Annotated in this window: 13 protein-coding genes; 10 read left to right on the forward strand and 3 right to left on the reverse strand. The window is 41.0% G+C overall.

Going from position 1 to position 13249, the window contains the following annotated elements; translation table 11 throughout:
- Positions 1-251: 251 nt before the first annotated feature.
- Complete coding sequence (locus MHB45_RS00740; RefSeq protein ID WP_034305659.1) at positions 252-1820, forward strand: fumarate hydratase; 1569 nt, start codon at positions 252-254, stop codon at positions 1818-1820.
- Positions 1821-1869: 49 nt separating this feature from the next.
- On the opposite strand, the gene MHB45_RS00745 is transcribed toward MHB45_RS00740, so the two are convergent.
- Positions 1870-2007: a hypothetical protein gene (locus tag MHB45_RS00745; protein WP_164468808.1), complete on the reverse strand. Its 138-nt coding sequence runs from the start codon at positions 2005-2007 to the stop codon at positions 1870-1872.
- Positions 2008-2118: 111 nt separating this feature from the next.
- On the opposite strand from MHB45_RS00745, the gene MHB45_RS00750 reads away from it, so the two are divergent.
- The 5 genes from MHB45_RS00750 (at position 2119) to MHB45_RS00770 (ending at position 6261) form a co-directional block, all read left to right on the forward strand.
- Positions 2119-2304, forward strand: coding sequence for a hypothetical protein (locus tag MHB45_RS00750; protein WP_034306471.1), 186 nt, complete (start codon positions 2119-2121; stop codon positions 2302-2304).
- Positions 2305-2450: 146 nt separating this feature from the next.
- A complete protein-coding gene (gene pdaA, locus MHB45_RS00755) occupies positions 2451-3236 on the forward strand; it encodes a delta-lactam-biosynthetic de-N-acetylase (protein WP_048685241.1) in 786 nt (261 codons plus the stop codon).
- 122 nt (positions 3237-3358) lie between these two features.
- On the forward strand, positions 3359-4243 hold the full coding sequence (locus MHB45_RS00760; protein ID WP_048685148.1) for a DNA-3-methyladenine glycosylase family protein: 885 nt from the start codon (positions 3359-3361) through the stop codon (positions 4241-4243).
- Positions 4240-5625: a 23S rRNA (uracil(1939)-C(5))-methyltransferase RlmD gene (gene rlmD / locus MHB45_RS00765; RefSeq protein WP_048685151.1), complete on the forward strand. Its 1386-nt coding sequence runs from the start codon at positions 4240-4242 to the stop codon at positions 5623-5625. The genes MHB45_RS00760 and rlmD overlap by 4 nt, the downstream gene beginning before the upstream one ends.
- A gap of 117 nt (positions 5626-5742) precedes the next feature.
- Positions 5743-6261: a YehS family protein gene (locus MHB45_RS00770; protein WP_072272371.1), complete on the forward strand. Its 519-nt coding sequence runs from the start codon at positions 5743-5745 to the stop codon at positions 6259-6261.
- Between the two features lie 148 nt (positions 6262-6409).
- Here the strand turns inward: MHB45_RS00770 and MHB45_RS00775 are convergent, their stop codons facing one another.
- A complete protein-coding gene (locus MHB45_RS00775; protein ID WP_048685156.1) occupies positions 6410-7309 on the reverse strand; it encodes a 3-hydroxyacyl-CoA dehydrogenase in 900 nt (299 codons plus the stop codon).
- A 196-nt stretch (positions 7310-7505) separates the two neighbouring features.
- Here MHB45_RS00775 and MHB45_RS00780 point away from each other — a divergent pair, with 196 nt between their 5' ends.
- Positions 7506-8291 (forward strand): SDR family oxidoreductase, encoded by a 786-nt coding sequence (locus MHB45_RS00780; RefSeq protein WP_072272372.1) that lies wholly within the window; start codon positions 7506-7508, stop codon positions 8289-8291.
- A gap of 523 nt (positions 8292-8814) precedes the next feature.
- Here MHB45_RS00780 and MHB45_RS00785 read toward each other — a convergent pair.
- A complete protein-coding gene (locus MHB45_RS00785) occupies positions 8815-8946 on the reverse strand; it encodes a hypothetical protein (RefSeq protein WP_260088796.1) in 132 nt (43 codons plus the stop codon).
- A gap of 373 nt (positions 8947-9319) precedes the next feature.
- Between MHB45_RS00785 and MHB45_RS00790 the strand changes: the two genes are divergently transcribed.
- From MHB45_RS00790 to MHB45_RS00800, 3 genes are all read left to right on the forward strand, one after another.
- The gene (locus MHB45_RS00790; RefSeq protein ID WP_048685159.1) at positions 9320-10510 is read left to right on the forward strand and encodes a glycine C-acetyltransferase; all 1191 of its coding nucleotides are present in this window, start codon (positions 9320-9322) and stop codon (positions 10508-10510) included.
- Positions 10511-10555: 45 nt separating this feature from the next.
- Complete coding sequence (locus MHB45_RS00795; protein WP_053533708.1) at positions 10556-11515, forward strand: L-threonine 3-dehydrogenase; 960 nt, start codon at positions 10556-10558, stop codon at positions 11513-11515.
- Between the two features lie 331 nt (positions 11516-11846).
- Positions 11847-13244, forward strand: coding sequence for an amino acid permease (locus tag MHB45_RS00800; RefSeq protein WP_034305642.1), 1398 nt, complete (start codon positions 11847-11849; stop codon positions 13242-13244).
- Positions 13245-13249: the final 5 nt, after the last annotated feature.

Here is a 13249-nt window from a genome sequence, read left to right on the forward strand (position 1 = left end):
TGAAGGGATGACGAGAAACTTCGTCATCCTTTTTTGATGGAAATGTTTGGTGATGGAATTTAACACATGGGCTATTTCTGGCGCTTTACTCATTTCTCTCCAAATTGCTGTTCATTAAGAAAAATAATTACTTGTTTTCGAAAGATTATGTTAGATGTATAATAAAACGGGTGTTGAATCATTCACTATTTATAGAGAAGCAGGGAAATGATTAAATCTAATCTAGGGGAAATAAGAGGGGGAAGAGAAATTTGGATATTCAAAAATTCCAAGAAAGTATGTACAGTCTTATCGTTGAAACTTCAACGAATCTTCCAAAGGATGTTCGTCGTGCGGTCAAAAGTGCAAAACAACGTGAAAATGCAGGTACTCGTTCTGCATTGAGCCTGACCACCATCACGAATAATATTACAATGGCTGACGACAATGTATCACCGATTTGCCAGGATACTGGTCTGCCGACTTTCAAAATAAAAACTCCGGTTGGCGTGAACCAACTTGAAATAAAAAAAGCAATTCGAAATGCAATCATCTTAGCGACAAAAGGCGGAAAACTTCGTCCGAACGCAGTTGATTCTTTATCGGGTGAAAATAGCGGGGATAACCTTGGGGAAGGTCTTCCTGTCATTAAATTCGATCAGTGGGAAAAAGACTATATTGATGTTCGTCTCATCTTAAAAGGTGGCGGCTGTGAAAATAAGAACATCCAATACAGTCTGCCTATGGAACTTGAAGGATTGGGAAAAGCGGGCCGTGATTTGGACGGAATCCGTAAATGTATCCTTCACTCTGTCTACCAAGCACAAGGACAAGGCTGCAGTGCCGGCTTCATCGGCGTGGGTATCGGAGGGGACCGTTCATCCGGATATGATCTGGCTAAGGCTCAACTTTTCCGCAGTAATGAAGATGTGAATCCGAATGAAGATCTTCGTCAACTTGAAGATTACATCATGAAGACTGCTAATGAATTGGGCATCGGCACGATGGGCTTTGGCGGCGAAACTACACTGCTTGGATGTAAAATCGGGGTCATGCACCGTATTCCGGCAAGCTTTTTCGTATCCGTTGCTTACAACTGCTGGGCGTTCCGCCGTTTAGGAGTTAAAGTCAATCCTGAAACAGGCGAAATCAATGAGTGGTTGTATCAAGAAGGCGAGAAAATCGACTTTGCTCTGGAAGCAGAAAAAGCAGCGAAGGATGAAGTGGCAGCCGCTGCAGAATCGGACGTTGAAGCTTCCCGTGAAATCACCCTGCAAGCACCAATCACGGAAGAACAAATCCGTGAATTAAAAGTGGGTGACGTAGTTCATATTAACGGCAGAATGTATACAGGCCGTGACGCCATCCACAAGCACTTATCTGAAAATCCTGCACCAATCGACCTGGATGGACAAATCATCTATCACTGTGGACCAGTTATGCTGAAGGATGAAGAGGGCAAATGGCATGTGAAGGCCGCCGGACCAACAACAAGTATTCGTGAAGAACCATACCAAGGCGATATCATGAAGCGATTCGGCATCCGTGCAGTTATCGGTAAAGGCGGAATGGGACCAAAAACACTAGAAGCATTAAGTGAACACGGCGGCGTTTATCTAAATGCAATCGGCGGGGCTGCTCAATATTATGCAGACTGCATCAAATCCGTCGAAGGTGTGAACTTCACTGAATTTGGTATTCCAGAAGCAATGTGGCATCTGAATGTTGAAGGATTCACTGCAGTAGTTACCATGGATTCACATGGAAACAGCCTGCATAAAGACGTTCAGCAATCTTCATTGGAAAAATTGGCACAATTCAAAGAACCGGTATTTAAATAAATGTTTGGCAAAAGACGCTCACCAAAAGGTTGAGCGTCTTTTGCATATCTTACTCTTTGATTTCCGGCAGTGGATCGATCCTTGATGAATCCTCCAAATTCAATCCGCTTTTCACAAAATGAACAAACACTCCACCACTTAAACCAAGACAACCAACAAAGCCTAGAGTGATAACCCATTCCAGCATTACATTCCCCCCTTGGTACATGTATATGAAAAAAAAGGCGAAAATTACCTCAGAAAAGTACAATCTTTTTGAATGGTCGCACATACATTAGAAGAGAAAGGAGGGATTTTCATGCAGAATAACTACATCTTATTCTTTTTCGCCATGATAACCGGTTTTGCTTTCATCCAACTTCCTGTGGCAAACACGATTTTCTCCGGTCTTGAAACATTCCTTGACGTAGTCGGAATTGTAATCGTTCTCATTTTCGCTATCGCCATTATTTGGAAGGCGGCACAAGCGTTATTTAAAGGATAAAAAAACATGGAGGCCTATCCTTTTCGGAGGAAGGGCCTTTTTTTTGCGTGGGATTGGTTTTGCGGAAGGGATTCGACCTTCACAATATCATGCATATAAATCTCCATGTTCCAAACAATAAGAAAAAAGACATGGGGGATATTCCAATGAAAAAAATGGTGATTTTATCCGCTTTTATATGCTTGATATGCTCTTTGGCCAGTCCAGCTTTTGCAGAATCCTATAACTGGGGTTTCAATAAAGGAAAAAATGGGACACCTGCCGATGCCGGAAAAAAATTCAATGAAATGCTGCCTGAATATGAAGCGATTTATAAGGGGGATACAAAGAAAAAAGTCGTTTATTTAACCTTTGATAACGGTTATGAAAATGGCTATACGTCCCAGATTTTAGATGTTCTGAAGAAACATGGTGCACCTGGTGCTTTTTTTGTCACGGGTCATTACTTAAAAACGGCACCTGAGCTTGTTGTCCGTATGGCCAATGAGGGACATATCGTAGGAAACCATTCATGGAACCATCCGGATATGACCAGCGTGACGGACGATGTGATTCGCACCGAGCTTGAGCGGGTAAAAGAAGCAACGGAAAAATTAACGGGGCAAAAGGGAATGAACTATTTAAGGCCGCCTCGTGGCGTATTTAATGAGAGAACAATGAGGATCGCAAAAAAAGAAGGGTATTACCACATCTTTTGGTCACTGGCATATAGGGACTGGATTGTAGATCAACAAAAGGGTGCCGCTTTTGCACATGATGAAGTGCTTAAGCAGATTCATCCCGGCGCGATTTTATTATTGCATACCGTATCGAAGGATAATGCGGAAGCATTGGACTCGATTCTGACGGATCTTGAAAAACAGGGGTACACTTTTGGTAGCCTTGATGAAGTAATGATTGAGAAACAGTTGCCGAACCGAATGCTTTATTAAAATGAGAAGCGGGTCCTGTCGTGATATTTCAGGTCCCGCTTTTATCCATTCTTCTCAATCTCAAGTAATATTTCAGGAAACATGCTATAATACGTGGAAAACTGCTAAAGGATGGATCGCTTGTGTGGACAGAAAAATTACAGGTTCAAGGACCCTATAATTTCGATCTTGTTCTCGAACGATTATCGTTAGACCCACTTCAGGTAGTTGATTTTACTAACAGGACGGTAAAAGTTCCGCTATATATAGAAAAAGAACCAATCGTTTTGCAGGTTCAGGCAATAGGAAATATCGATGAACCATCTTTTATCATCAAAGGTCAATCAGAGGTGTACAAGTCAAAAGCAATCGAACGGTTAAAAAAGGTTTTTCATTGGCATCAGCCATTAGAAGGCGTTTCCCGGCACTTCCGGGAATCCGATTTGCGGGAAATATTCGAAGAGCACCGCGGTACTGCCATAGTCTTGGACTTCGATTACTACAGTTGCCTCGTCAAATGCATCATACATCAGCAATTGAACTTATCTTTTGCCCATACGCTCACGGAACGATTCGTTAAAACTTTCGGCTTCCAGATGGAGGGCGCCTGGTTTTATCCGACACCGGAAACAACCGCCCAACTTCAAATCGAGCAATTAAGAGCCATTCAATTCAGTGGCCGGAAAGCGGAATACGTCATCGGACTTTCCGAGCAGATCATTCAGGGCCATCTCGACCTTGATATAATGGAAAAGCTATCCGATCAAGAGGTTATGGATACACTAATAAAAATACGCGGTATCGGTAGATGGACGGCTGAAAACTTCCTGCTTTTTGGACTTGGCCGGCCGAACCTATTTCCTAAAGCCGACATTGGCATTCAAAATGCCTTGAAAATATTATATGGCTTACCGCAAAAGCCAACCCAAGAAGAAATGGAGTCCTATAGTGTAAAATGGGCTCCATATCTAAGCTACGCTTCCCTCTATTTGTGGAGAAGCATTGAAAAACGGAGTGAAAAGAAATGACAAACATTCAAGATACAAAACTAGAAGTGAATCAAACCCTTCCGCTTACGATTAAACGGCTGGGGATTAACGGAGAGGGAGTCGGTTATTTCAAAAAGAAAGTCGTCTTCGTCCCAGGAGCATTACCTGGTGAAGAAATTGTAGCTTTGGTTACAAAGGTTCAGCCAAACTTCACCGAGGCGAAAATAAAAACCATCCGTAAAGAATCACCGCATCGCATTGCAGCGCCATGTCCGGTTTACGCAGAATGCGGCGGTTGTCAGTTGCAGCATTTGAGCTATGACCAGCAGCTTATTGAAAAACGAGATATCGTCATTCAAGCGATGGAACGTCATTCGAAATTCCCAGTTTCTTCATTAAATATAAAAGAAACGATCGGGATGGAAGATCCTTGGAATTATCGCAATAAAAGTCAGTACCAAGTCGGCCAAAAAGATGGCAAGTTGATTGCTGGCCTTTACGGGATGAATTCCCATACACTGATCGATATCCCGAATTGCCTTGTACAGCATAAGGCAACGAATAAGGTGACACGTACAGTGAAAAAGATACTAAAGAACCTGAACATCTCGATCTATAACGAAAGAAAAAGAAAAGGTGTTATCCGTACGGTCATTACACGGGTAGGATTTGAAACAGGTGAAGTGCAGGTTGTCCTTGTGACGGGAGCGGAGGAAATTCCACAAAAAGATCAGTTGCTAAAACAAATTCGTGACCAATTGCCAGAAGTGAAATCGGTCGTACAAAACATCAACAACCGGGACACATCACTGATCTTTGGCGAAAAAACGATTCACCTGGCAGGCGAAAAAGTCATCAACGAAACATTGGGTGACCTATCATACGAACTATCAGCCCGTACATTCTTCCAGCTTAACCCGGTTCAAACTGTTCGCTTATATGATGAAGTGAAAAAAGCAGCAGCCTTAACCGGCACGGAAAAAGTGGTTGACGCTTATTGCGGTGTTGGAACCATTGGGCTATGGCTATCTGAAAATGCCAAGGAAGTCAGAGGGATGGACGTCATCAAAGAATCCATTGAGGACGCCAAGAAAAATGCAAAAAAACATAAACGCAACAATGTATACTATGAAACAGGCAAAGCCGAGAATATCCTTCCACGCTGGACCAAAGAAGGCTGGAAACCGGACGTACTGGTCGTCGACCCGCCAAGATCCGGCTGTGACCAATCTTTACTGCAGACAATCTTGAAAGTTAAACCGAAAACCATAGTGTACGTATCATGCAACCCGTCCACATTGGCGAAGGACTTACAAGAACTGGGCTCTTCATATCGCGTGGAGGCCATGCAGCCCGTGGACATGTTCCCGCAGACGAGCCATGTGGAAGTAGTAACCTCATTGAAGCTGATTAAAGAATAAGCAGAGTGATCCGGGAATCTGTAAAAGGTTCTCGGATTTTAATCTGCGTTTATTTCCAACCATTTGTGAAATAATGAAAGTACTGTGAAAATCGAGAAATACATAGGAGGGTTTTGGATGCATAATCATGATATATTAATTCGATTAAGATATGCGCTGGATATTAAAAATAAAGATATGGTTGAGATATTTAAACTCGGGGAGATCGAAGTGACAATGGAAGAAGTCATGCAGATGCTCACAAAACCAAAAGATGATTATTATGAAGAATATGATGATATGGATGAAGCTGATGATGGGGTAAACTGCAATAACATGATGTTAGAGTCCTTTTTAAATGGATTGATCATTTTTAAAAGAGGGAGACAAGAGCCAAAACCTGGTCAGCCTCAAAGTCCGGCACCGGCTGTAAAGCATAAGGAAAGTGTGAATAATATCCTTCTGAAGAAACTGAAAATAGCATTATCATTAACCAGTGAGGATATGATTGATATTTTGGAAGAAGCAGGAGTCATGATAACCAAAGGGGAATTAAGCGCTATATTAAGAAAAGTGGGTCATAGGAATTATAAAGAGTGTGGAGATCGATACGCCAGGAATTTCTTAAAAGGATTAACTTTGAGATATAGGGGATAACACTGTAACATGCCCATTATGAATAAGATCATGAAATCGTGGAAATTACTTTTCACGATTTCATGGTCTTTTTTTAATGATGTTATTGAAGGGATATAAAGTGCGAAATAGTAAAGAAACACAAGGGACCTTCAAGGCACCTTCTCAATCAGCCTCTTAAAAAGTCTGGTTTTGCGAAATTGGGGTTGGGATATTTATAGAAGCCTTCTCCTGCTTCTCTTCCGATTTTCCCTTTATCGATATACTCTGTTTTCAATAAGTTAGCCAGCTTTTCAACTTCTGGATCACCTGTCGCTTTCGCTTTTGCAAGTGAAATATTATAAGCGGTATTGATTCCTACCACATCTAAAATGGCGAAAGGTCCAAGGGGTGCTCCTGTTGCGACCATCCATGTTTTATCGATGGTTTCCGTATCAGCCACTCCTTTTAATAAGAGCATTTGGGCAGCATCCAAAAGAGGAACCAATAAGGAATTCAATATATAGCCTGGCTGCTCTTTATGTAAAGGCAGAGGAACCATTCCAATCGCTTTTGCAAATTCAATCACTTCCTCGAACACTTCATTATCCGTTCCAGGATGTTTCATGATTTCTGCGGTATTGTTTTTCCAGATTTCATTAGCGAAGTGTAAAGCCAGGAATTTTTTTGGACGGCCTGTCGCTTCGGCAAATTGGCTTGGTAATAATGTAGAAGAGTTTGTAGCGAAAATTGTTTTTTCAGGAGCGACTTTTCCTAACTCTGTGTAAAAATCCGTTTTGATTTGAACCACTTCCGGAATCGCTTCAATCACAAGGTCAGCTTCGGCAACTGCCCCAGATAAATCACTGTGGAAAGAAATGCGGGCATAAGCAGCATTAAGATTTTCCTCCGCAGCTCCTAGGTCTTCTTTATAGTAGGGCTTCAAATTAATGATCCTATCTTTTGCACGTTCTAATGCTTCATCATTGATGTCATATACTGATACGTTAAATCCTTTGAATGCGGTTTGAAATGCAATCTGACTGCCTAAAACGCCGCTGCCGGCAATGGTGATATTCTGATAATTCATAGTCATTCTCCTTTATTTCTTTGGATATCTCTACTTGTTAATTATGCGCTTAACTTGAATATAGATGCAGGAATAAACTTGATATAGTTTTTTTCCTTTTAAAAGAATGGATAAACACGCAGACCATTTTAAATGGTTTATACCATTCGTTTATGGGAAGAAGAGACATAGAGAAGCTTGATAGGAGGAATGAAAGATGGGCAAAACAATTTTCATTACTGGAGCGGGCAGCGGGCTTGGAAGAGGAGCTGCACTCGGGTTAGCAAAGCAGGGACACCGTGTAATTGCCACAACGGAAATCACTTCCCAGAAAACGGATCTAATGAGGGAGGCGCGGGAACGGGGCTTGGATATGGAAGTCTTCAAATTGGATATTACAAATGAACGTGATCGAGCAGGAATTGATAATCATGACTTTGATGTATTTGTTGCAAATGCGGCGATCAATGAAGGAGGACCGCTCGGAGAAATGCCGATGGACCGATTCAGGGCGATCTTCGAAGTGAATGTTTTCGCTACACTAGAATCCGTTCAGTTTGCTGCAAGAAAGCTGGTCAAAAAAGGAAAAGGGAAAATCGTGTTCTTAAGTTCAATGGCTGGGATCATAACGACACCATACGGCGGTCCTTATGCAGCAACCAAACATGCCATCGAGGGAATGGCATTAACCTTAAAGGATGAGCTGGAGGAGTTTGGGGTGCAGGTTGCGACCATCAATCCGGGTGCCTACAATACCGGTTTTAACGACAGGGCAGCTGAGGAAAAATGGAAATGGTACGATGGAGAAAAGAATTTTACAAGAGCAGAGGATATGAAAAAGCAAGAAAAGGGATTAAAAAACCAATTCGATCCGGAAGATATGATAGAAAAGATGATCGAAATCATCCCGGCTGACCACCATAAATTCCGTACTGTCCATCCCGAGAAAACGGAAAAACTGATGAAAGAGACCGAAAAGAAACGGTGGGACATGGAAATCTGATGTATGGAGCACTATTGTCATAGGGTTAGTGCAGTAAAGGAGTAATTTTGTTAGTTGTGCATGGATTGTGGACAAGGAAGAAATAGGGAAAATCCTTATTCTCTAGCCCTTTTATCCCATTCTTTTGCATGACTTTTTTGTTTTTTGTACATGAGATTTAATGCAATATCCGAGCTGATCAGCAGCTCATTTTTTAGTTGTAATGGACTTAAGCGTCCATTAGTACAATGTAAAACAGACGAAAAAGAGGATAATTAATCCCCTTGCTGACTATGGACAAATTGGAAGAACTCGGATTTGACTGCAGTTTTTATCTTTAAAAAACAATCCAATTGGTTGGAGCGGGTGTTCGGGACTCCTGCTTAGAAAATCATGTCCAAGGGAGACCCCTCAGGCGCTAAGACTGCTCGGGAAAGCGATTGCCTGGAGAGGAAAATAAGTCCCAAAAACAATTCATGATTAGGAATTGAACCATTCTGAACTTTCTTTTGTCAACAAACTTAAAGAGGATATTCCCCTTGGTTTACTTGTCTTCATTTGTTTGTTCATCAGGTTTTTGGACGATTTCTTTTAATTCCCCAATGTCACCTTTTGCATTGATAATCTCAAAAATCTCATTTAGGCCATCTGAGGTTTTTTCATCTTCCGTTTTCACTATACCCCTCCTTAATTAGGTTACTGGTTAAGGTCCCCAAAAAACCAGTAGATATAACATCGGTTGCCTTGGAAAATTGATGAAATTCTCTTCGTATTTTCATTGATTTAAACGCATTTTAGGCGGATGTTGATTGTAAGAACTACAAAAATTCAATTTTTTTGTCCGCACAATATGGACAACATTAAAATTATCCATTAATATGATTGTTATAACACTTAGTATAAAGGGATTTACACTAATTCTTTGTGTGTTTCTGGAGAAGACACGTGTATTTTTGAAAAAAAGGGAAAAAATACAATATTTTTAAAATAGGTGTAAAACATATAAAAATCCTGCATGTATTCCAACCATCAATGAGGGGGTATATTAAATGTCAAGTGAAATATTAAATGAATTTTTGAAAGAAAATTTGGAAGATTTAAAAGAAAAGGGACTTTACAACGTTATTGATCCAGTGGAAGGTGCTAATGGTCCGGTTATCACGATTGCGGGCAGGGAGCTAATTAATTTATCATCCAATAATTATTTAGGTTTAGCAACAGATAGACGATTAATAGAGGCTTGCATAGAAGCGACGAAAACATATGGTGTCGGTGCAGGTGCCGTTCGTACGATCAACGGAACGTTAGATATTCATGTCAAATTAGAAGAAAAGCTCGCCGAGTTTAAGCATACAGAAGCAGCCATTGCTTATCAATCTGGATTTAACTGTAATATGGCAGCGATTTCAGGAGTGATGGATAAACACGATGCCATTCTTTCAGATGAACTGAATCATGCTTCAATCATTGATGGATGCCGACTATCCAAGGCGAAAATCATTCCCTTTATCCATTCCGACATGGACGATTTACGGACAAAAGCACGTCAAGCAAAGGAATCCGGATTGTATAACAAGATCATGATCATTACCGACGGAGTGTTCTCGATGGATGGGGATATAGCCAAACTTCCTGAAATTGTGAAGATTGCCAAAGAGTTCGACTTAATTACGTATGTTGATGATGCGCATGGTTCGGGTGTATTAGGTAATGGTGCAGGAACGGTTAAACATTTTGGGTTATCGGATAAAGTGGATTTCCAAATTGGAACATTATCCAAAGCCATTGGTGTTGTTGGGGGCTATGTAGCAGGAAAGAAAGATTTGATTGATTGGTTAAAGGTGAGAAGCCGTCCATTTTTATTTTCAACGGCTGCCACACCGGGAGCAGTTGCAGCTAGCATAGAAGCCATCAATATTTTGATGAATAGCTCAGAACTTCAAAATAAGCTTTGGGAAAATAGCGATTACTTGAAAAAAGGCCTAAAAGAATTAGGGTTTGATATCGGGGAGAGCGAAACACCGATTACGCCTTGCATTATAGGTGATGAAGCAAAAACGCAGCAATTCAGCAAGAGGCTGAATGAAGAAGGTGTGTATGCTAAATCCATCGTATTCCCTACCGTTCCAAAAGGTACAGGAAGAGTGAGGAATATGCCTACTGCGGCTCATACAAAAGAGATGTTGGATAGCGCATTGGCCATTTATGAAAAAGTAGGAAAAGAGATGTCGATCATATAAGTAGATTGCTTGTTTCAGAGTTTAAAACATGGGGAGGGATTTTTGATGAAAAAGGTCTTGGTAACGGGAGCTTTAGGTCAAATTGGTTCAGAACTGACGCTAAAAATGAGAGAGGTTTATGGAGCTGACAATATCATTGCGACAGATATCCGAAAAACGGACAGTGATGTTGCTCAATCAGGTCCATTTGAAGTTTTGGATGTTACGGATGAAAAAGCGATGTTTAACATGGCAAAAAAACATGAAGTGGATACGATTATACATTTGGCCGCTTTATTGTCGGCAACAGCTGAAAAGAAGCCGCTTTTAGCTTGGCATTTAAACATGGGCGGATTGGTCAATGCTTTGGAAACGGCACGAGAACTCGATTGCCAATTATTCACACCTAGTTCCATTGGTGCGTTTGGTCCAACCACTCCTAAAGATTGGACACCGCAAGACATCATTCAACGGCCGAATACGATGTACGGCGTGAATAAAGTATCCGGAGAGTTATTATGTGATTATTATCATCATAAATTTGGGGTTGATACGAGGGGGCTTCGATTCCCGGGACTGATTTCGTATGTCACACCTCCTGGCGGCGGAACTACCGACTATGCAGTTGAAATTTACTATGAAGCGATTAAAAACAAGCGATATACTTCTTACATTGATAAGGGAACGTATATGGACATGATGTATATGCCGGACGCTTTAGCTGCCATCATTGCTTTAATGGAGGCAGATGCTTCAAAATTGAAACATCGGAATTCTTTCAATGTTTCTGCCATGAGCTTTGATCCGGAGCAAATTGCAGCCGAAATTAAAAAGCATATACCGGAATTTGTCATGAATTATGAAGTCGATCCTGTAAGACAATCCATTGCAGACAGTTGGCCAAATACAATTGATTCAACATGTGCAAAGGAAGAGTGGGGATTCAAGGCGGAATATGATTTGGAGAAAATGACCAATGATATGTTGTTAAAGCTGAGATTAAAGTCCCTTTTGGTAACAGCGTAATAAACCTGCCAGCCGAATAAAAGAGTTGCAAAACTCTTTTATTCGAGTTATTTTATACAGGGGAATTTTTACGTATGAGGGGTGAACTGTTATAACCGGTAAAAAGTAAGCGCTTTCTATGGCACCTCGGACAGAATAAAGAAATAACATGAAAATGGATAGTAATCTTTCTGACTGTCAGGGATGCTTAAAAGTGAAGAGTGATTTTATGAGGCGGCTTTAAGAAAGATTAAATAAAGTGGTGCCTGCTATATCATTTCTATACTAAATAGGGAGTGTAATAAGCATCTTGCATAAAATTTCGACTATTAGTAGTGTAGGGGGAAATGGAATGGCAAACAAAGATTTGAATAGGGACTTGAAAGGTCGTCATATTCAGATGATCGCTTTGGGCGGAACGATTGGTGTCGGTTTATTTATGGGTTCAGCCAGCACGATTCAATGGACAGGTCCGTCTGTAATGTTAGCTTATGCGATCTCTGGTTTATTTATATTCTTGATCATGCGCGCAATGGGGGAAATGTTGTACTTAGAGCCAAGTACAGGTTCTTTTGCAACGTTTGGTTATAAGTACATTCATCCATTGGCAGGGTATATGACAGCTTGGAGTAACTGGTTCCAGTGGGTTATCGTCGGGATGGCAGAAATTATTGCAGTGGGGACGTACATGCAGTATTGGTACCCTGATCTCCCTGCTTGGATTCCAGGTTTAATTGCAATGGTGATTCTTGGAGCAGCGAACTTAATTTCCGTTAAATCCTTTGGGGAAATTGAATTTTGGTTTGCACTGATTAAAATCGTAACGATTATTTTAATGATCGTTGCAGGTTTTGGACTGATTTTCTTTGGAATCGGTAACGGAGGGGAAGCCTTAGGGTTATCGAATCTTTGGGAACATGGCGGTTTATTTACAGGCGGCTGGAAGGGCTTCTTCTTTGCTCTCTCACTGGTGGTTGCCGCTTATCAAGGTGTAGAATTAATTGGGATTACGGCTGGTGAAGCAAAAGATCCGCAAAAAACGATAACGAAAGCGATTCAAAGTACCATTTGGCGTATTTTAATCTTCTATATCGGTGCGATCTTCATTATTGTAACCGTTTACCCTTGGGATCAATTAAGTTCAATTGGCAGTCCATTTGTTGCGACCTTTGCGAAGGTTGGTATCACGGCAGCAGCTGGAATCATTAATTTTGTCGTAATCACGGCTGCAATGTCTGGCTGCAATAGTGGTATTTACAGTGCAGGACGCATGCTTTACACATTAGGGATGAATGGACAAGCTCCAAAGTTCTTTGCAAAAGTATCTAATAGCGGTGTCCCTTTATTCGGTACGTTCGGAGTGATTGTCGGTTTAGCGATTGGAGTTGTTTTAAGTTATATTGCACCAGAAAATTTATTTGTGCATGTATACAGTGCGAGTGTACTTCCTGGAATGATTCCATGGTTTGTCATTCTGATCAGTCAAATTAAATTCAGGAAGGTCAAAAAAGCTGAAATGCACAATCATCCATTCAAGATGCCGTTTGCACCTGTTACAAACTACCTGACCATCGCTTTCTTGATCATGGTATTGATCGGTATGTGGTTTAATGATGACACACGTATATCTCTTATGGTTGGAATAGGTTTTCTGGCTATCGTAGCAATTAGTTATTTCGCTTTTGGAATAGACAAGCGTGTACAAGCCAATGCTCAGACAGAGGCTAAGAAGGAGGACAAAGTGGGTTAATCCAT

This window comes from Peribacillus sp. FSL K6-5616, from assembly GCF_038008245.1.
GTDB lineage: Bacteria > Bacillota > Bacilli > Bacillales > DSM-1321 > Peribacillus > Peribacillus frigoritolerans.